16 protein-coding genes are annotated in these 20,431 nt (G+C 53.6%); 6 read left to right on the top strand and 10 right to left on the bottom strand.

Annotated elements, in window-relative coordinates:
- Nucleotides 1-149: 149 nt before the first annotated feature.
- The gene (locus tag SH528x_RS21740; RefSeq protein WP_442505557.1) at nt 150-1,553 is read right to left on the bottom strand and encodes a TolC family protein; all 1,404 of its coding nucleotides are present in this window, start codon (nt 1,551-1,553) and stop codon (nt 150-152) included.
- 353 nt (nt 1,554-1,906) lie between these two features.
- On the opposite strand from SH528x_RS21740, the gene SH528x_RS21735 reads away from it, so the two are divergent.
- The 5 genes from SH528x_RS21735 (at nt 1,907) to SH528x_RS21715 (ending at nt 9,131) form a co-directional block, all read left to right on the top strand.
- Nucleotides 1,907-4,354 (top strand): glycosyltransferase, encoded by a 2,448-nt coding sequence (locus tag SH528x_RS21735; protein WP_442505556.1) that lies wholly within the window; start codon nt 1,907-1,909, stop codon nt 4,352-4,354.
- Between the two features lie 223 nt (nt 4,355-4,577).
- Nucleotides 4,578-5,771 carry an LptF/LptG family permease gene (locus SH528x_RS21730; RefSeq protein WP_442505555.1) on the top strand — a complete coding sequence of 398 codons (1,194 nt, stop codon included), beginning with the start codon at nt 4,578-4,580 and terminating at the stop codon, nt 5,769-5,771.
- A gap of 5 nt (nt 5,772-5,776) precedes the next feature.
- A complete protein-coding gene (locus tag SH528x_RS21725) occupies nt 5,777-7,528 on the top strand; it encodes an ArnT family glycosyltransferase (protein ID WP_442505554.1) in 1,752 nt (583 codons plus the stop codon).
- Nucleotides 7,529-7,619: 91 nt separating this feature from the next.
- Complete coding sequence (locus tag SH528x_RS21720; protein WP_442505553.1) at nt 7,620-8,555, top strand: DUF1207 domain-containing protein; 936 nt, start codon at nt 7,620-7,622, stop codon at nt 8,553-8,555.
- 258 nt (nt 8,556-8,813) lie between these two features.
- A complete protein-coding gene (locus SH528x_RS21715; protein ID WP_442505552.1) occupies nt 8,814-9,131 on the top strand; it encodes an ATP-binding protein in 318 nt (105 codons plus the stop codon).
- Nucleotides 9,132-9,246: 115 nt separating this feature from the next.
- Here the strand turns inward: SH528x_RS21715 and mutY are convergent, their stop codons facing one another.
- The 5 genes from mutY to SH528x_RS21690 all read right to left on the bottom strand — a co-directional run bounded on the left by mutY (nt 9,247) and on the right by SH528x_RS21690 (nt 15,047).
- Nucleotides 9,247-10,467: an A/G-specific adenine glycosylase gene (gene mutY, locus SH528x_RS21710; RefSeq protein ID WP_442505551.1), complete on the bottom strand. Its 1,221-nt coding sequence runs from the start codon at nt 10,465-10,467 to the stop codon at nt 9,247-9,249.
- Nucleotides 10,464-11,651 (bottom strand): PDZ domain-containing protein, encoded by a 1,188-nt coding sequence (locus SH528x_RS21705; protein WP_442505550.1) that lies wholly within the window; start codon nt 11,649-11,651, stop codon nt 10,464-10,466. The genes mutY and SH528x_RS21705 overlap by 4 nt, the downstream gene beginning before the upstream one ends.
- 122 nt (nt 11,652-11,773) lie before the next feature.
- Nucleotides 11,774-12,940: a hypothetical protein gene (locus SH528x_RS21700; protein ID WP_442505549.1), complete on the bottom strand. Its 1,167-nt coding sequence runs from the start codon at nt 12,938-12,940 to the stop codon at nt 11,774-11,776.
- A gap of 64 nt (nt 12,941-13,004) precedes the next feature.
- The gene (locus tag SH528x_RS21695; protein ID WP_442505548.1) at nt 13,005-14,093 is read right to left on the bottom strand and encodes a Gfo/Idh/MocA family protein; all 1,089 of its coding nucleotides are present in this window, start codon (nt 14,091-14,093) and stop codon (nt 13,005-13,007) included.
- 111 nt (nt 14,094-14,204) lie between these two features.
- Nucleotides 14,205-15,047, bottom strand: coding sequence for a phytanoyl-CoA dioxygenase family protein (locus SH528x_RS21690; protein WP_442505547.1), 843 nt, complete (start codon nt 15,045-15,047; stop codon nt 14,205-14,207).
- 450 nt (nt 15,048-15,497) lie between these two features.
- On the opposite strand from SH528x_RS21690, the gene bcp reads away from it, so the two are divergent.
- On the top strand, nt 15,498-15,971 hold the full coding sequence (gene bcp, locus SH528x_RS21685) for a thioredoxin-dependent thiol peroxidase (RefSeq protein WP_442505546.1): 474 nt from the start codon (nt 15,498-15,500) through the stop codon (nt 15,969-15,971).
- A gap of 47 nt (nt 15,972-16,018) precedes the next feature.
- Here the strand turns inward: bcp and SH528x_RS21680 are convergent, their stop codons facing one another.
- The 4 genes from SH528x_RS21680 to SH528x_RS21665 all read right to left on the bottom strand — a co-directional run bounded on the left by SH528x_RS21680 (nt 16,019) and on the right by SH528x_RS21665 (nt 20,345).
- The gene (locus SH528x_RS21680; RefSeq protein ID WP_442505545.1) at nt 16,019-16,771 is read right to left on the bottom strand and encodes a hypothetical protein; all 753 of its coding nucleotides are present in this window, start codon (nt 16,769-16,771) and stop codon (nt 16,019-16,021) included.
- 119 nt (nt 16,772-16,890) lie between these two features.
- On the bottom strand, nt 16,891-17,262 hold the full coding sequence (locus SH528x_RS21675; RefSeq protein WP_442505544.1) for a hypothetical protein: 372 nt from the start codon (nt 17,260-17,262) through the stop codon (nt 16,891-16,893).
- A gap of 678 nt (nt 17,263-17,940) precedes the next feature.
- Nucleotides 17,941-18,540, bottom strand: a complete 600-nt coding sequence (locus tag SH528x_RS21670; protein ID WP_442505543.1) for a DUF4304 domain-containing protein — start codon at nt 18,538-18,540, stop codon at nt 17,941-17,943.
- Between the two features lie 1,238 nt (nt 18,541-19,778).
- Nucleotides 19,779-20,345, bottom strand: coding sequence for a DUF2059 domain-containing protein (locus SH528x_RS21665; protein WP_442505542.1), 567 nt, complete (start codon nt 20,343-20,345; stop codon nt 19,779-19,781).
- Nucleotides 20,346-20,431 lie beyond the last annotated feature (86 nt).

Genomic DNA, 20,431 nt, shown 5'->3' with positions numbered 1-20,431 from the left:
ACTCGCATCATCGGTTGGGTTGAGAAGTTGTCGAAGCCAAAATAGGAAAGAACGTCATCAATGTAACGGATGCCAACGCCCCCGGGGGGCACGTCATCCCTGCTCGTCCTGTTTTCACTGTTTCCAGTCGCCTCACTCAGCTGGACTCGCTACCGTGTCGATTCGTCAAATTCAATGGACGTGGCTTCGATCAACTCGGCAACGTCAACCTCGCCGGCCTCTAAATGGCACCCTACCGCACGCTCAAGCTCCGCCAAGGCACGCCCGTAGGCCGCTTTCTGGTCCAAGATTCGGGCTTTGGTATCGAGGTATTGCGTCGTCGTTTGTAGTACTAGCAGGTACTCAGTGCCGCCGTTGGCAAAACCCTTTTTGGCGATTTCCAAGGCCTCGATCAATGCCGGTGCGACCTGTTGTTCTAAAATTGTCAGATTGTCGTTGGCTTGCTGCAGTTGTCGTGCGGCGGTACGAACATCCGCAACGATCTGATCGTGAATCGCGTCGCGAGCATGTTGTGCTGCGTTGACTTCCCAATCGGCTCGGATGATTCCGCCTTGGTTGCGATTGAAGATAGGAATGTCGGCTCGCAATCCACCGCCGGTGTGGGTGTAACCAGGTCCGTCGCGTACATCCAGCACCCCGTCGACTCGCAAAAACAACCACCGCGCGAGTCGGGATCGCTGAGATGCCGCCGCAATCGTCCAGTTTGCCGATTGATAATCAGGTCGACACGCCAAGGCTTGCGCAATCAAACTCGTTTCATCCACGATCGGAACATTAGCCACGTCCATTGGCAGTGGCATCAACGGGACGTCCAATGAGGTGAGCCCGATGAGGGTCGCCAAACGAGCTTCGGCAATCGCAACGGTTTGCCGCTGGACAGCCGACGTTGCTGTGGCATTGAGTTGATCGACACGGGCCGCAATCGTTTCAAGTTCGCTGATGTCACCATCGTCGAACCGTTTGTCCGTCAATTCAGCAATGCTCTCTCGAATTTCCAAGGCCTCTCGCGCCAGTGCCGCCTGTTCGTTGGCTACGGCCAAATCGGTATAAGCCACACGCACGTCACGAGCCAGATCCAAACCATTTTGCACCAATTGGTCGCCAATCCGCCGGTAGTCTCGGTTGGCAACTTTCACTCGCATCGGACGCATCAGGTACGATTCGATCGGAGCATACAGCGTGTACTGGCCTTCCTTGACACCGGTGGGAAAGTACGCCAGCAGCGAGGGGTTGGCCAGCAAGCTCGCTTGGACTGCATCGCCGTGGGCCATCCCTAGCTGAGCCAACGTGGCTTGAAAGGCCGAGTTGTTGGCGAGCGCCGTCTGCACCGCCTCGTCTTCACTCAGCCCGTCTTCGAGGATCACGTTGGCGGGAATGACTTCATGAGTCGGTCTGACACCTTGCGGCCCCGCCCCCGTTCGCCAGTTCAGCTCGCGAGAAACCAAATCGGAATCACAACACGGCTGAGGCGACTTGCACCCAGCTGGCATGACGCTGACGATCAATACGGCAAGGACAGACAGGTTTGGTTGCCACTCGAATCGGATTGCCATCCTTGGCTTCCTTCGATTTTCGGGCGTGACGTTGTCATGTCACGTCGTAGGACGATTGATACACAGTCATTCGGTTGCTGGAGCGCGACCGACACGTTCATGTTATTCAGATCGACTCTCCCCTACGGTGTATTTAGTACGACCCACTCGCCTTGGTTCGATCGCGATAACCGGAATCACCCAACCCACCTGCGAAACCCCTTGTTTGCTATCATTTCCTGGGCTGATTTCTTCAACTACTAGAGTTTTCGGGATTTAACTACGGAAAGATTAGGAGTTGGGCTTGTTGCAATTTTCCCTTTGCATCTATTCTTTGCCGATCAGCAAAAGATTCCAAATTTGAAAGTGCAAGGATGTACGCCAAGGAACGGTCGGATGCCGCCCCCACCCTCTCGCTTATATTGCCAGCCTGGAACGAGAGTGAAGTCATTCGCCAAGCAATTGACGAGGCCGACTCGGCACTAAGTCAATTGACCAGCGATTATGAAATCATTGTTGTCGACGATGGCAGCACTGATGGCACGGGACAACTGGTGTTGCAAGCGGCGGAATCGAACCCTCACGTGCGGTTAGTCCAGCACAGTCCGAACCAAGGTTACGGGGCCTCCATTCGTAGTGGTTTTGCCGCAGCAGAAAAGGAATTGGTGGTATTTACGGATGCCGACTGTCAATTTGATCTGACGGAGTTGGATCGTTTCGTGCTGCTTGCCGATCGCTACGACATCGTTTGTGGGTACCGTATCGATCGCAAAGACACGCCGCTGAGGTGTCTCTATTCCCGCGTTTACAACCAGATGGTGCGGATCCTGCTGCGTACCGAAGTTCGAGACGTCGATTGTGCGCTGAAAATGTTTCATCGCGAAGTCGTCCAGAACCTCGAAATTTCGGGCGGCGGATTCTTAGTCAATTCCGAAATCCTGACGCGTGCGAAACAAGCTGGTTACCAAATTGTCGAAGTGGGCGTTTCGCATCGTCCGCGAACCGAGGGCACGAGCACGGTTTCGATCTCGCATATCCCCAAAGTCCTCTGCAGTCTGGCGAGATTCTGGTGGAACGCCGTCCAGTTTCCTGTTCTTAACGAATCATCGGCCTCGGTGAACCGAACCAGCCATTCGCAAGCAGCGGCGGTACAAGATCGACGCTACGTTTGGGCGAGCGTCGCCCTGATGGTTATCGCGGCGGTCTTCATGTTAACGAATCTCGGTTATCCGTTGATCGATCGCGATGAAACCCGGTACGCCGAGATACCACGTGAAATGATCGCGACCGGCAACTGGGTGTTGCCGCAATTGAACTTTCAGACGTACTACGACAAACCGCCGCTGGTCTATTGGTTGTGTGCCATCAGCTTCAAGCTGTTTGGGATCACGGAAACCGCCGCAAGGCTTGTCCCGGCCTTGGCAGCACTGGCAACGATTGCGTCGACGATGTGGTTTGGTGCTCGAATTTTTGACAAGCGAATCGGATTACTCAGCGGCGTTGTGTTGCTGTTGTCCGCGGGGTTCGCATTCACGAGTCGATATTTACTGCTGGACGGCGTGATGACGCTGTTTGTTTCGTTGTCGTTGTTCACGGCGTACGAAGCGATTCGCAGTGGCAAAGTAAAATTGGGCTGGTGGTTGTTGGCGGCTGTGTTCTGCGGACTAGGGTTTCTGACCAAGGGGCCGGTTGCCCTCGTTTTGTGGTTGCCGCCAGTGTTTGCGTTTGCATGGTTGTCGAACACTTTTGCAAAGCCGCGTTGGTGGCAATACGGGATGATCGGCGGCGTGACACTTGCGATTGCGATGCCCTGGATGATCGCGGTTTCGCTACAAGACGCGTCGTTTTTGACGGAGTTTTTCTACACTCACAATCTGGGGCGTTTTGCCGGTGGATTTCATAATCAACCGATTTGGTATTTCGTGCCAGTGTTGTTAATCGCAGGGCATCCGTGGTCGTTTCTGACGATTCCCTACGCTCATTTCCTGTTCCGGCAGTCGGGCGAATCGCGTTACCAGCGGCCTGCTGCGGTTGGTTACTTATTGCTGTGGAGCGTTTGGTGTTTTGTCTTCTTTTCGCTCTCGCGATGCAAGCTGCCGACATACCTATTGCCAGCCGCTCCAGCGTTTGCGTTGATGATTGGTCACTACTTGGATTACGTGCTGGACGAATCCGCGGACAAGGCTCAATTCTGGTTCGCCCGGTTCTGGTCGCCTCGTACCGCGACGGTTACCACCTGCGGCGTTGGGATCGCATTTGTTATTTACATCACAACTTATGTTGGTGACACCTCGACCTTGATTTATGCCTGGGCGACGCTCTGGACCGTGCTGTTGGGCGGATCATTGTTTTTGCTGATCGGCAAACGTCACGACACCCGGTTTGCTTGGCCGGCATCGATGGGCACCGCGATGCTGCTTGCTGTTATGGTGATGCACCAATGGGTGCCAATGTACAGCCAAGGCGAAACCTTGTTCGGCCAAGCGTCTCCGCTCAGTGAGCAGATTGCTTTGCAATCGAATCCCGCGATTGCCACGGTAGCTCACGAGTTTTCTGGTGTGCCGTTTTACCTAAAACGATCGGATGTCGCCAATTTTGGCGGACTCGATGACCGGCGATTGCGGGAACTTGTTGCGGCAAATCAGCGGACCGTTTTAGTAGTGGAAAAGCGAATTCCTAGTAAACAAGTCGAGCGATATTTTCCGCCGGGGACGCGAGTCAGGCGACTGGGGAATCGAGGTCAGGCTCAGGTGATCGAGGTCGTCAATCCGACGGCGATTGCCAAACGGCTCGAATCCAATCGTGGCTCGGTGGCGAGATGAGGTTGCGGATCCGAACTCGCTTCCCGCTTCCCATTTTGATGGTGGCGTTCGGCCGCCGAGTGCGAAATTGGTTCGAGAAACTCTCGGCGTCCTGTCTGAACAGTGCAATGCAAACACCCTCCTGCGCCACCAACGAAGATGTGCTGGCGATTCGCCAGATGATAGAGATGTTGGAACAAGCAGAGGGACGCACGGTCGCCACCTCACACCGGGAGGAAGCCCCATGTTAACGAGAATCCAGCTTGGTATTGCACGCGACATTTTGGTGATGTTTGGCCTGTCCCTTTTTGTGATGACGTTGATGGTGATGCTAATCGGTGTCGCCCGCGAAGCGTTGTCCCAAGGATTAGGCGTGATTGGTGTTTTGCGACTAATTCCCTACGCGATGCCAAATGCATTGTCGCTGGCGGTACCCGGAACGGCGTTATTTAGTGTGTGTTGTGTATATGGACGGATGTCGGCGGATAACGAGTTCACGACGTTGCAATCGGTTGGGATTTCGCCTCTCGCGGCGATTTGGCCCGCGGTTGGGATCGCCACGCTACTGAGCCTTGCGACAGTGGGGTTGATCAACACGGCGTTCACTTGGGGTTTTAATGGCATTCAACATGTCCTGATGTCGTCGGTCGAAAACGTTGCGTATGGCGTGCTACAACGTGAACGAAGTTTTCAGCACGGCGATTTGAGTTTGTCGGTCCGCGATGTCGACGGTCGCAATTTGGTTGAACCGGTGATCGGAATTCGTCGACCGAATCAGGAATCGATTTCGATCAACGCGAAAACGGCAGTGCTGCGTTACAACGACGAGGAGAAAGGTTTGACGTTAAGCGTCACCGAAGGAACGGCAACGATCGAGGGCAAAGCTTCGTTTCATTTCCCCGATACGTTCGTCCATACGGTCCCGCTACGCACCGAACCACCCTACGACGTATTGACGGCCAATCCATCGCATATGCCGATGAGCGATTTGCCGATCGCGACGTCGAAACAGTCCCGAGAAATTGTGCGACGAGAAAGTTCAATCGCGGTTGAAACCGGAATCAATATTTTGACGGGGCGTGTTCACGAGATCGTTGGCGTGACCGCCATGGCGCACCATGACGCTGTCCGCGATGGACGTAAACGTCTGCAACGACTCGATGCCGAGATGCACCGGCGTTGGGCCAGCGGGTTCACTTGCTTTGCGTTGGCGATGGTCGGTGTGCCGTTGGCAATTCGATTGAAGACAGCTGATACGATGACCACCTTTGGGATCGTCTTTTTGCCGACGTTGTTGGTCTATTATCCGATTTTTGCGTTGACGCTTGATATGGCCAAAGATGGCCGAATCGCGGCGTGTGGCGTTTGGATCGCCAATGCTATTTTTGTCCTTCTGAGCATCGCGATGATGCGTAAAACGATTTATTCGCCGGTATAGAAATCATGGTTAAGAAAATCAAAAACAACTTGCGAAAGTGGTGGAACGAAACCCTGTTTCCGATCGCCACTCACGACGAAGCAACGTCGGAGAGCCAATGGACGCCGCGGCAAGAAATGATCGCTGCGTTGATCCTGACGCTCGCGTGTTTTGTCGTGTTGATGCCAAATCTGTCGTATCCGTTGATCGATCCCGACGAGACCCGTTACGCACAAATCGCGATCGAGATGAACGATTCTCGCGACTGGGTGACACCGACGCTCAATGGCAAAGCGTATCTAGATAAACCACCGCTGATGTATTGGTTAACCGCGGCCAGTTTTCAATGGCTTGGAAACAATGAAACGGCTGCGAGATTGCCCTCGGTGCTGGCGTCGATCGCAACGGTGCTGGCCGCCTTTCTGCTCGGTCGACGCATCATCGGCAGCCGTGCCGCTTGGCTGGGCTCCGTTGCATTGCTGTTATGTGGCGGATTTGTGATCGCGGGTCGTTTTCTGATTCTGGATTCGTTGTTGGCCTTCTTCGTGACCGTTTGTTTCTTGACCGGACACATCGCAGTTCGCGACACGCAACATCGTTGGGTCTGGTGGATGATTTCCGGAATGGCATGTGCGTTAGGCGTGCTGACGAAAGGCCCAGTGGCGTTGATCTTGTGCGCGCCGCCACTGATTACTAGCGGATGGCTGCGACGCGATCACACACGCACTCGGCTATTGCACTGGACTGCCTTTGTGCTGCCTATTATCGTCGTTTGTGTTCCCTGGTACGTCGCGGTTTGGAAATTCAATCCCGAGTTTGGCGACTACTTCTTTTGGGAGCACAATTTCAAGCGATTCACGCAAGGCTCGAATCACGAGGAATCGTTCTGGTTCTATCTGCCAGTGATATTCGTCGGGATGTTCCCCGCTTCGTTGTTGTTGCCGTCGTTGGCGGTTTATCTGGTCAGTCGCAAAGAGTCGACTCGTGTGCTGAGATCAAAGGATCTGGGTTTCCTGTTTTGCAGTGCGGTTTGGATCTTGTTGTTCTTTTCTATCGCCAGTTGCAAGCTGCCCACTTACATTTTGCCTGCGATCCCGTTGATGGCATTGATGCTCGGCAGAATGATCGATCAAACCGTCTTGCGGCCCGAACGATCCAGTGGCATCACCACCTATTTGAAACCCTTTCCCCAACGGGCCAACATGATTTTGCTGGCAACGGGTTTGTCGGTCGTGATTGCCGACATCAAGCTTGGTGGTCATGTCGATCTGACAACGATCCTGTTTGGTTCGCTTTGCATGATCGTATTTATCGGAACGTGCGTCGTATGGAATCGAGAGTTTGCGTTTTCATCTCGAAGTTGGGCGGGAACCGCCATCGTGGCCATGTTGCTGCTGGGATACACCACCTCGCGATTCATTCCCGCTGCGGCAACGCAACGTTCGTTGTACAGCAAGACCGCCAGCATTTTAGAGCAACACCCCGACGCAGTCGCGGTGTTCTATGGCGAACACGCTCACGCTGCCTCACTGCAATTGCCAGTCGAAAGGGTGGTCTACTTTCCGCTGGAATGGAAAAATGAGTTTGCTGCTTTTGTTGCAAAGTCGCACGAGGTGGTCGTCGTTACCGACAAAGAACATCTTGAGGAATCGAGAGACGCCGTCGCCAGGACGCACGAACTTATCGCCAGTGGAGTTCATAAACGTGTCTATATGGGACGGAAGATCAACGTACCCGTGGCAAAGGTTGGCAGACGCGCAGACGGAGTATTGCATTAGCATGGTCCGTGGTACCAGACGAGCGTTTTTATTGCTTTGCGGATGCATCGGTTTCATAGTCTTGTCGGCTACGTTGCATGCCGATGACATTGTGAGTTTGCCTGAAGCCACTCGAAGCGATTTTCACTCTGAGTTCCCCAGTGTGATTGATGACATCGATTCGGTATTGCACCAGACCGAAATCGAGTGTGACACAATCTGCAAAGAATTGGGAGAGTTTGAATATGTCGCCGCAGGTGGCGGGCACAACCGTGCGAACTCCGGTGCTCGCGACTGGTACGTGCTGCCCGATGGATTGCTGTGGCATTCGTATTTGGCGGGACCGCACGAGCCCCGAATTTCGACCGTGATCTACAACGATACTAACAACGGAGTGTTCTGGGACGCGACGTTAGGAGGCCGAGTTGGATTAATTCGCTATGGAACGCCGGGTGCCAAAAATCCTCGCGGGTTCCAGTGGGATTTAGAAGGTGCGGTTGCGACGCGATTGGATCTGCACCATGCCGAAGACGTTGAATCGATGGATTTTCGCTTTGGCACCGAGATCACCGCGGCCGAAGGACGTTGGGCGATGAAGTTCGGGTACTTTCACATCAGTTCGCATGTCGGTGACGAATACATGGTGCGCAATCCGCTGTTTCAGCGTACCAATTATGTAACAGAGTCATGGGTACTGGGGCTTCGCTACGCCGCGACCGAATCGATTCAACTGTACGGAGAAATGGCGAATGCGTTTTCCACGTCGGGCGGAGCAAAACGTTACCAATACCAAACCGGAATCGAGTACACGCCGATTGCGAAATCGTTTCGCACCGGAGCCCCCTTTGCGGCGGTCAACTTAAATTTTCGCGAGGCAGTCGACTATGATATCTCGCCAACAATTCAATTGGGCTGGGCGTTTCAAGGCCCTGAATCGCACCGTCGATTCCGCGTCGGACTGCAATACGCCGAAGGCCCCACCAGCCAGTACGAGTTTTTCACTCGCCGCGAAGAATACATCGGCGTCGGGGTGTGGTTCGATTATTAGTGTGGCTGCCTCACCCTTCTGCAGAGCTGCCTGAGTGGCGTGGACTTCCATAGCCGCCGCCCCGGCCCCGGAAAACAACGCAAACTTAAAAGTCTCCGCAAACCAAGCCCCAGCAGAAATAGTTCGAAACCTGAGGCTCGCTTTGGGGTTCTATTGTTAAGTCGAGACCATCATCGAAATCCTGCCTCACACAGTCATCTGCGGAAGCCCCCTTCCGTAGAGCCGTCTAAGTTACACCCAAATAGAAAGGTTGCGGAAATGGAATTCGTGCACGTTCAATGTCAGGCCGGTCACCGCCTGAAAGCTGGCACTCACTTGCGAGGACGCACGTTGCCATGCCCAAAATGTCGTGGCGAAGTGGTTGTGCCACAAGCGAAGGACGCACTTTCCGATACAGGTGTGATGCGGATTCTCGGCGACTTGGCACCGCTGTCCGAAACGCCTACTGCAAAACAACAACCGCCCCAGCGTCCGTGTCCAAGATGCAGCCGCCAGGTCAACACCGACGTTTCGGTTTGCAACCACTGTCAATGTTTCATTGGAGTCGTTCCCGATTACATGAAGCAAATTGGTTAGAATCGAAAGAGGAAACTTAGCCGAATCGTCGTACGTCAGCTCGCGAGAGTAGCGGAAATCCACGCTCTGGCGAGCGTGGCTACAAGAGCATTAAAACGCCAAGATCGCGGAGCGATCAGCGACACTTGCTCAATTCCTTGGCGATTTTTCTGCCCGTCACGCTCATCGGAAGTTCGTCGATCTCCGCAAGCGTTGCAAATTTCCAAGGTGCGGGCGGCTTCCATCGGCGAGTCGATCCGTTGGCAACGTTGGCTCGGAAAACGTTTAACCGAATTCGGTACTTCGTCACGGCATGCTTCATCGACATCAACGGATCGCCGACCGAAATAGGCGTCGATAATGTGTCGTGTAACTGTGCCGCGGCCACCGATTCATTTTCGATTTCGCCGGTGGTCAAACGAGGGAAATCCCAGAGCCCGGCCCAACGCTCTCCCGTCGGAATCGGTCGAACCAGAAATTGAGACTGGTCTCGGTTTGCGATCACAAAGGCAAACTCCGTGCGATCCTCGTAGTCGATTTTCTTGACTTTGCCGGGAATCGTTTCTTGAATGCCACGTTTCCGTGCACAGCAACTTGCTCGCACCGGACATTGATCGCACTTGGGGGATCGTGGTGTGCAAATGAGTGCACCAAGTTCCATCGCCGCTTGGTTAAAGATTCCCGGCCCACGGTCCGTCGCGGCGTCGCCGCCGGCTCCACCTTTTTTGGGCAACATCGCTTCGGCAATTTGCCAAAGTAGATCGAGAGTCGGCTTCTCTGAAAGGACGCCTTGCATAGCGACCCAGCGGCTGAAGACACGCTGTGTATTTCCCTCGAGCACCGGAAACGATTGGCCTTGAGAAATCGACATGATCGCGCCCGCAGTGTAGCGACCGATGCCAGGCAAATTGAGTACGTCGTCGAACGTCGTGGGAAAGACCGCGTCGTGCTGTTCGCAAATCTGCTTTGCAGCCGCGTGCATCGACCGCGCGCGGCGGTAATACCCGAGTCCTTCCCAGTGGGACAGCAGCGACGACTCGTCTGCGGCGGCGAGCGCTGCAACCGTGGGAAACTGTTTCAGAAAGCGTTCGTAGTAGGGAATCACCGTCGCAACTTGAGTTTGTTGCAACATGATCTCGCTGACCCAGACGTGATACGGCTGAGGGTCTGATCGCCAAGGCAGCACACGGTGGTTCGATGCAAACCAATCGAGTAATCGCGACCGTGTACGACTTCGCCAAGCCGATTGTTCCCAGACCGGATCATGCGGCGGAGGATCGGCTTTGGGGCGTTGTGGCTTCGACTTGGATGTTGTTTTCGTGTCTAGCTTAGCTTTTGACTTTGGTTTGGACGTCACCGCTGATTTAACTTCCCAAGCTTTAGCTTCACCGATTCGAGGGCATCGCCACGACGGAATTTCACTTCCACTTCGTCGCCTGGAACCTTTTGGTTAATGGCATTCTGCAGGTCCTCGAACTTTCCAATTTCGGTTTTATCGATTTGAACAATTTCGTCACCGCGTTGTAATCCCGACGTCTCGGCAGCCGATCCTGGGATGACTTCGTTGATGCGGCAAACATCAAATCCGTTGATACAGCTAACACCGAGAAAGCCTCCCTGACGATGATCGATCGTCAACCCAGGAAGCTGTTGACGCATCTCTTCGACCTTTTCTTTGCTGATCCCGGTGCCCATCAGATTGAGCGAGATTCGCATCGGGATTTTTACGATTTCGTCACCCAGTTCCGGAGTCAACGGCACATAGCGAAACTCCATCGAACTGACATGTTTCATTTCTTGCAAGGGACGAAGTGTTTTGGCATCGACTTGGCCTTCGACCACCGCGATCGTGTTCAGATCAGGCATCGTGACCAGTTGTTCCAATACATCGGTTCGCACCGCGGGCCCTTTAACGCGAGCAAACTCGATCGCTCGCACCCATCGCAGCCACTTCAGCGATTCGATATCGCCGGACCAATTCTCGTCGATTTGAACCACCATTTGTGGCGTGCTGATGGCGCGGACCAAGAAGTTATCGACGCCGATGATGACCCCGGCGCGGCCGAGTGCCTCCTGAGCCTGCGTGGCTCGGACTTCGTGGATTTCTTCGACCGCCGCTTTGGCTAATGACGCTTGGCTTCCGGCAGCGTGGACACTCAACGTCCGCAATTCGCCCAATGCTCCATCTTCTTCGTTCGGAGCCTGTTTGAGCGCGATTGCACTGAGCGCGTGGACGGCTCGATCGACCGTTTCCAGATCGCCTGCCGACATCGCGCCTACTAACAATGTGACCGAATCGGGCCCCGCATCGATCAGCTTTTGTGTGGCGAGTTTCCGGCGGTGAAACTGGTCGTTACTAAGTTGCTCGATCCAATACGACAGCGGTTTTGAATCGGGCGACGCCAGCGGGGTGGTGTCTGGGGGGGAGGCAGGTTTTTCCGCGGTTGGATCGGTTGCCGGATCGGTTTGGGCTGACGAGGAAACGGCCCACGACCACGACAAAACGAGCGAAATGAGCAATCTTAATGCAATTTGGTTCATTCGATGACACTTCCAATGCGGACCCGAATCTTGACTCTTGTATGGTACTGGGTATGGTGGCTGCGCGTCAGCCCTAGCTTTGCCGCGGTCGTGGCCGGGCGGTTCGCCCTGTTATTAACCCGCTATTGGACCGGCCGCGGTCCATATTGTTTGACAAAATTGCAGGCGGCTTGCCACGCCGCGTCGTCACTGCATTGGCCTCGCGAGACCAGATGGTACATGTCGCAACCTTTGATCTTTAACAGAATCATGCGTTCGGTGATCTCAGACGCGTCGAACAGCGTCCAATTGGCTTTGGATTGCCCGGTGGTCGCCATGCTGAATTGCCCAGCAGCATCGAACCACCCTGACGACATCAATAACGGTTCCGTGTTGCTGAGCGTCGCCCGGCGGGCCTTGATCACGGAACGAGCCGGTTTGCTGAGCACGAACAGCAACACCAATCCCACGACGATCCCGAACCTAGTGAACCCCACAAAATAGAACCAACCTAGAATCAGACTGATCGCGAATAAGCCAAACAGCAACGTAAATCGCAGCAGCCCTCGTCGCCACTTTCGCCCCAGCACGGTGTCTTGGATGTCGTCGGCATAGATCCCGCCAGCAAAAAAAGCCGCGTTCTCTGCCGGGCTGCAAACAGGGACGTCGTCCGCCAGCACTTGACGTCGCGGGTCGATGAGCTGGATTGGACAGGGAGGACGCAGTTCACTCAACCGCTGGGCAAGCAACACGGCGCGGTTACGGTCGGCGAACGCACGTAACGGCAGCACGTCGAATTGCATCTGGGTCGCGTCGAAACAGAGCGTCAAGGCGTTTCGACTGCGGCCGACGCTGACCAAGTGTTCCATTTTCATCCAACGCGTTTGGTCTGCGTGCACAATCACCATCTGGTCGCGATCAATGTACCCGTGAATGGGACCACAGCGATGAGTATTCAAGTTCACAGCACGGCTAATCGCCCGATAGCGAACCAGCAATAACGCCGCGGTAATGACGATCGGAATCGATAACAGCAACGCGACGGTTGAATTGGGAGACGCAACCAGGCTGAGAAAACCAATGTAAATGCAAAAGAAGATGACAATCGAAGCCAACGTCCGCATGCTAACCAAATCGGTGCGAATGTTGGTTCGAGCAATGCCACCGCGAATATCCCCACGAGTTAATTCGGTCTGAAACTCGAGCCGCTCGGATGTTTGCAATACATCCCCAAGCGCCAACGGATTTTCGACCGCAGGATCGCTACGTGGGGGTTCGTACGGATTGATGGACGAGTTAGAAATGATCAAACCGTTTCAAGTCGATGGGACGAAAGTGGGAGATCACGTCGTGCGACGCCCTGCCTTAATTCTATCATGTCGTCGACAACGAAATCGCACGATGCTCGGCTGCAGATTGATAACATGCATCGACCAATGCCATGGTCCGCAAATTCTCGACTCCGTTCATTGCCGGTTCAGTTCCTGACTCCAACGCAACGAGCAACTCGGCCATTGGACCGGCAAACGCGTCGGGAAACCAGACCTCATCCCATCGCGGACGGTGCCATTGCTGCAATTCGGTGGTCGTAAGATCGATCGTACTGGGCTCTCGTTTGGGATAACGAGGCCATCCAATCGTACCGCGTGCCATCCCCTCGGTGCCTTCGACTCGCCAGCGGATCCCAAGGTCCTCGGCAGCTCCTTCGCGAGCCGGTCCCGCCCAAACATCGTCGCAAATCATGCACCGCAATCCGCTTGCGTACTCCAAAATGTACAGTCCGATGCCATCGACGTGCGTGAATTCGGTCCTTGGATCGGTTCGAAAACTGGCAAAGACTCGCTCGGGTTCTCCAAACCAATAACGCATCGTATCGAGATGGTGAATGGACATGATCCGGCAAGTCATCCAGCCCTGACGCGATTGCCAAGGCATCCAGTGAGGAATCGCTCGCATGTCGATCGTCGCGAGCACCGGTTCGCCCATCATCCCACGATCGATCGCGGATTTACAAGCACGAACCGATTGGTCGTATCGCATGTTCTGGTTCACGCACAGGGTGATACCAGCGTCGGCACATAACTGCACAATTTGTTGCGAATCCGTATAGTTTCCCGCAATCGGTTTCTGCGCCAGAATACCTCGAATGTGCGAATGACGAACGACGTCTCGGACGATGTCCAGCTGGACGTCGGGTGGAACCGCAATATCCACCACTTCGATCCGCGTGTCCTCGAGCATCCGTTGATAGGAATCGTAAGCCGATCCGATTTGGTGTTGATCAGCAACTTGTTGCGCTCGTTCCATTCGCCGTGAACTGATCGCAATCGGGTTGAACCCTGCTTGGCGATAGGCGACTAAATGACAATCGGACATGATGAAACCGCTGCCGATACAGCCAATGGGCACATCACGGCGTGACGGCATCGTCGGTAAATAATCGAGGTCGTCCGAGATGTTCATTGGCAATCGCTTTAAATGTCGTTGATCGCTCCGCGATCATTACGTAATAGTATCGTTGATCGCTCTGTGATCGAAACGTAATGATCGCGGAGCGATCAACGACATTCCTTCCTAAGCGTCTTCCTCCAATCGACGGGCGGACGCTTCGCGTTTCGGATCCAACCACGCCATCTCGGCTTGATCTCCGCTGAATCGCTGAGCCCCGATCTGTTTGATCGCCGAGTCGGGCAATCGGTCCAGCGGCGTGTAACGCGGGTGATGCGATTCTTTGTACGGATCGTTGCTCTTGGCGTTATAGCAACAAATCATCGACCAACGTGGATGGTCGCTTGCGTTTTGGTCACTTCGGTGCAGTAGGTTGGAGTGAAAAAACAGGACATCGCCAGGGTCCATTTCGACATGCAAATGTTCGAAACGTTTAGCAATTTCGCTGACGCGCTCCAGGTCCGCGCCGGCTTGTTCGCCCGTCAACTTGTGATGAATTCGGCCGCAAAGATGCGAACCGCGAATCACTTGCAAACATCCATTTTCGCGAGTCGATGGGTCGACCGCGACAAAGCAGCTGACCAAGTTTGGCGTTAGCACTCCGTTGCCGTACCAATAGCCATAATCTTGATGCCATGCCCAGGCTCCGCCGACGCGAGCATCTTTCATGATCATTTTTGAATGATAGTGATACGGTTCGTCTCGCAAGATTTGCTCGGCGGCATGAACTAATCGTTCGCATCTGGCGAATGCACCATAAATTCCGTGACCGGGATGATTCCAAAGCGACAACCGCACCGTACCTCCTTCGCCATCCCCACGGCCAAACGAATGGTCGTCCAACTGTTTGTCTTCCTTAGCCGAGCGACGAAGCAATTCGATCTCTTCACGATCGAACAGTTGTTTAGCGAGATGAAAACCATCGTGGTCGTAGAGAGCAAGCTGCTCGTCGTTCAATCCAGGCGTCATGTGGGTTTCCAAATTTCGGGTGGGCGAGTAAAGGGGGGATCGCAGAGGCGGAACGTGGCGGTAGTGCCAAACAAACTAACATTTCGTCAATTCTTGTGAGCCGACGGCACTAGCCGCGGGCCTGCTTCCTGCAAAAACTAACGGGCTCGCGACAAACGCCGTCGCTTCATCGCTAACCGCTTTATAAACGGGATGGAAACAAATCAACTTACACTGAATCACTTCGGCCTGCCTGCACAATCATATCCGAATTCAATATGCCAAGTGCGTAGGGGCGGTTACTACCGGCCGACTCCATCGAGGCGTCAAGGACGGCCGTTCGGAACCGGCCCTACCCGAAACGGGGCACCTATTTCTCGCTTGCTCCTTAGGACTATGGGAACCTGCGGCGAAACCGATTATGGTGTGCGGTGTATTGAAACGACGACCTGCAAACGGAGCAAATCGAAAATGGCTGATTGGATTGAAGCTGGAACCAAAGCCCCTGCGTTCACACTGAAAGACGACGCTGGCAACAAGGTAAAATTGGCCGATTTGAAGGGCAAACCGGTTGTGCTTTATTTCTACCCTCGTGATGACACGCCGGGCTGTACGAAGGAGGCGTGTAATTTTCGTGATCAATACAGCGAGTTGGAAAAGTTGGGTGTCAGGTTGTATGGCGTCAGCCCGGATGATGCCGAGAGCCATACCCAATTTCGCGAGAAATATTCGTTGCCATTTCCGCTTTTGGTCGATGCAAATCACGCAATCTCCGAGAAGTACGGTGCATGGCGAGAAAAGAACATGTACGGCAAAAAGTCGTTGGGGATCCAGCGGTCTACCTATTTGATTGACGCCGAAGGTAAAGTCGCGAAGGTTTGGAAACGCGTCAAAGTCGACGGCCATGACTCCAAAGTGATCGAAGCCGTCAAATCACTCGGCTAACAGCTCAACGAGCGTTCGACTAGCACCGAATATTGCGGAACACAAGCTCAAACGAATCGCTCGGTCACATCACGCCAAACAAAATTGCCGGGGCGGTTGCCACCGGCAAGGAACGTCTGGAACAGAGACTTGACGTCTTGTAGATTCAAGCACTCGTTCGCTTTCACGGACACTTCAAAGCCGTTCGTCGGTATCTCGACGTCGGTTTGGGAGTCGCCGTCCTTGCCCGCCACAAAATGCTGAAAATCAGCACTCCGGCCCTCACGCCACTCGACAGTAAAAAGTCCATTACCGCCCGCCGCTTGCACATAGCCTCGCGTCGATTCCAGGACGGCAAAGCCTGGTCCACCTTTGGGCGTCAATCTTTCGATGGTCGCATCCAATTGCTCCGACGTTGGATTTCGCGATTCGGCATCACCCTCGACGGTTAGGACCATCTCGCCAGGTCGATGGACGGTCTCGGTTTGCCAATCGAACACAGTAATACCGTGCTTATGAGCGATCTCGATCACCAATGGCAGAACGGTATTCACATGCGGGAACATGAATCCAATCACAGCCTGGCTCGCACCGAAATTATTGATCAGCGGCCCATCGCTCCAAACGCCGTCATCGATTTGGTCATCGGGAAGGTCACAAATGCAAGGGAATCGAGAGGTCAATTCGGCGTGCACCGCCACGAACGTCGGGTGTGGTTTTTCGTTAACGTCACTCGCCTCTGCCAGGGCGTTGAATTGCTCAAACGCAGTGGCGTCGTCAGGTAATGGCGACTCAACAAGAAGACCGACTGTGTAGCTCATCGTTTGTAGATCGTGCACTGGGGAACAAGGCCGTCACCACCGTGAACGAAGTGAATGACTCTCTGTAACGAGCCATTGTATCAGCGAATTTCGCCGTTGCCAAAGCGACTGCAGAGGACTCAGGGCATTGAACGCTTGCGACGAAGGAACCGAAGTAAAAGAAGCCCCGGTACGATACAAACACCCGTCAGCATCAATGCCTGAAAACTGGCAATAAGAGGGGCGAATGCTAGATTCCCAGTATCACTCATCGCAACGATCAATCTTTGTTCGTCACTCTGTGCCGCTGCGGAACGGAGTTCCCACTTGTATTGAATCGCGATACATACGACGACGAATGTGCAGACGACTGAGGCGACCACCGCCAGCGAGAACAAGAGCTTGGATCGGGTGATAGCACCTAAGACTACGGCACAAGGAGCGATTACATAACCGAGGTAATAGAACGGATTGTAACGTGCGGCTTCCCAAGCAATCTCGAATCGGTCCATGCTCGTCCTGACAACGTGGATGTGCATGACAGGGCGTCATACTTTTTTGGGGAGCGAGGCGACACGGTGGAGGCTCGCAGATATGGAATCACTGATCTTAATCGGTTTCCCGCTTCGGCGCGGCACTTCTAATTGCAAAATTCTCGAGGTAAAACTCCGCTTCGCGATGAACACCACCATCCGTGTTTCAAGCAAAGGTAAATAGACAGAAAGATGGATGGATGCGACAGAAATACTGTCATACCTGAATTACAGCATCTTCATTTTTCTGTCTCCTCCTGAATATGTGAGGAAGCTGTTTTAGACGCCGCACCTCCACTGGGATTGTGGAGTGCATCGGGATGTACCCCACACCAGAGTTCGCTGACCTTCAACCGAAGAGGTTAAGCGATCGTTCTCTGGCACATCAAATCTAGATTAGTGTTCATCAGTGGGGATTAGTGTTCGGCGCAGCCAAAGCAGAGGGAACACTGAAATGCACTAATCGACACTAATAGGAACCGCGAGCGCTGCAAGCACCTAAGTCGCCTAACAAAAGCATTTTATGACACCGCCCAGAATGAAGCTAAAAGCATCGAAATTCCACCTCGATATCATTACGCGAGCGACGTTGAAACTACATCGAAGGCGTCCCGCGCGGCAGGCCTCGCGGATGTGGATTGGTCTCGGACGACAAAACTAAGGAGATGCATTGGCCAACGTTTCATTCAGTTTATGAATCAACGAGGTCGCCCGCTCCGGGCAGATCTCAATTGCCTTCCGCGCGAATTCGGCAGCCTTTTCCTTGTTTCCGCGAGCCAACGAGATACGTGCAAAATGCAAGAAATTGCGAGCGTGGTACGCTCCCAACATTGGATGAACTGATTGTTCATCGAAATCGTCTACTGAAGCCTCCGTTATCGGCCCTGGTATGGTCATTAACGGTTCGACGAACACGGAATAGAGCTTATCGAACTTTTTTGCAACTTGTTCAGCAAGATTGGGCGAATACGGCCAGCCGAACATTTCATCCTGAGGAGGATCAAGACGTGTGCGGAAAATGCACTCTGGTTCTTTGATTCTCTTGGCGTCGGGCGTGGATTCACCTTCCGTGGGCACGAACAGCGGCTGGACTCCAACGTTTACGTAAAACCGTTCACCGCCCGAACTCTTTTGAAAGTTAACGATTGAAACCGCGTTCTCATTTGCGAGGCGGTAGTTCTGGCCGGAACCCTTGTAGCCGTGACAGCGAAGGCGAGGGGCGACGGTGGCGAGAATGTCTTTGAGTATCGCCGACAATTAACAGGCCCTCGTACCGACAATGGAAAGATTTTCGACAACGCCGTTGCGATGCCGTTTAGATTTGAATTACGAGCGATTCTATCAGCGGAGCGAAGCGTGAACAAACAGAAAAAGTGTACCCGAAGAGCCACTGCGTAAAATCTGTGTTGAACATGGGGTTGGGATCATGCTCATACCTCGCTGACCTCAGAACCTAAAAAGTTTGGCGACTCTTGCGTCGGTGAATGAACCGAGCAACTGCGCACCAACCGAGGCTCGCGAGCAGACAAAGCACGAGGTTAATGTCACCAAGAATCCACCGCGGTGCGTCTTGCATTGCAACGTAGCCGCGAATCGCATCCCAGCTCAGGAATAGACAAACCACTACGACAGGAATGAAGACTATGTGCAACATTCGTGTCGACGCTTGTATTTGCCATCTTTTGAATCCCGCTACGGCATAAAGCACCGCAGAAACAAGCACAGGGGCCATAAACCGGGCCGGATTCCAGATATTGTAGACTCCCCAATACTGCATGGCGAAGGGATATGAAATCATGTACGCCAATGCTGCGGCGATAAGTGTGCCCGTCGTTAGTCGCTTCAAAGTCACGCTACTGAGTCGCCCGAAAGAGTTAAGCACGGCTCGGAGTCGTGCTTTACGGGGGCGAGGCTCCACACTGGAGGCTCGCTTTTGCATTTCAGATTTTAGTGAATTTTCAATGGCAAGGTACAGCTCGTTGCTGCAAATTCAGTCGGTTTGTGGAACGAGTATTCAGTTGCCCGCTGGCATCAACGCAAAATCGCAAGCAGGCTGAGCCTGTAACTTTTGCAATGAATCAGAACGTGATGCGTCGGAATTCAATCTACAACGCACATCAGCTTGGCTAGATCGTGCTTGGGCTTGAAGCGCAGAGACGCTGAGAGCGCAGAGTGTGATGGCGGGGTGCCGATCAAGCGGTTTTGAATCGGGTGAATGAACGCCAACGGCTTGGAAAGCCGAGCGACAATGGCTCATGCCGCTGCTGAAACGGACACAACCGGAGAAGATTAGGATTATGAGTAAGATTACGATTAAGAATCTGTAACAGGCTGAGCTTGGTACTTTTGAAATGAATCAGGGCGTGATGCGTCGGGAGCCGATTTCCAAAGCATATCAGCTTGGCTGATATTGCTTAGCTCAGCGTCGTATCTCTCTTTCCTAACGAGGAAAGAGAGATAAGCGATGGCAGAGAGCCATGTGTCGGCTAACGAACTTATTTAGGTTGCAGCTCGGTCTGACGCTTCAAGATCGCTTGCTGCAATTCACCCATGTTCGCTTGGACTCGTTGCATGCCGATTTGAGCTCCCGCGGCGGATAGCGTCGGTAATTTTTCGATCGCTTTCTTGCCTACCGGTGTGTTGTAGAATTCGGTCAGTGCCTTGATTTCCGCTTCGGTGAATTCCGTTTTGTAAAGCTTGATCAAATCAGGCTTGAGCGATTCGAACGAAAGGTGCTTGTGCAAGAACGCTTTCATCACATCTTCAAACGCTGCCATCTGAGGTTGCTGTTGCACTTGCATCTGCAACATTTGGTCGACCGTCTGCTGTGTCGTCTCTTTCATGTTCATACTGTCCAACAGTGCTTCCACTGCGATCGTATGTGAATCCTTTTCGACTTCAGCTGCTACCTTTTCTTCGGTGGCTGGTGCGGCTGCCGCTGGGGCTTCGGCAGCCGGTGCAGGCGTGTCTTGGGCATTGACACTGGCGGCACTGCAAAACAGGGCGATACCGAATGCGGACGTGAGATAGAAACGGGTGGCGGGACGCAAGCAGACTTTCATCGTTGGCTCTTGTTTACGATTGCGAGGTTCGATCAGACGATGAGTGCCATCGTCTTTGTATCGGGCAATTGTATACCAAAAACCGC

Source organism: Novipirellula methanifontis (assembly GCF_052161655.1).
Lineage (GTDB): Bacteria > Planctomycetota > Planctomycetia > Pirellulales > Pirellulaceae > Novipirellula.
Note: the sequence above shows the minus strand (reverse complement) of the source record. Positions and strands in the feature narration are given on the sequence as shown.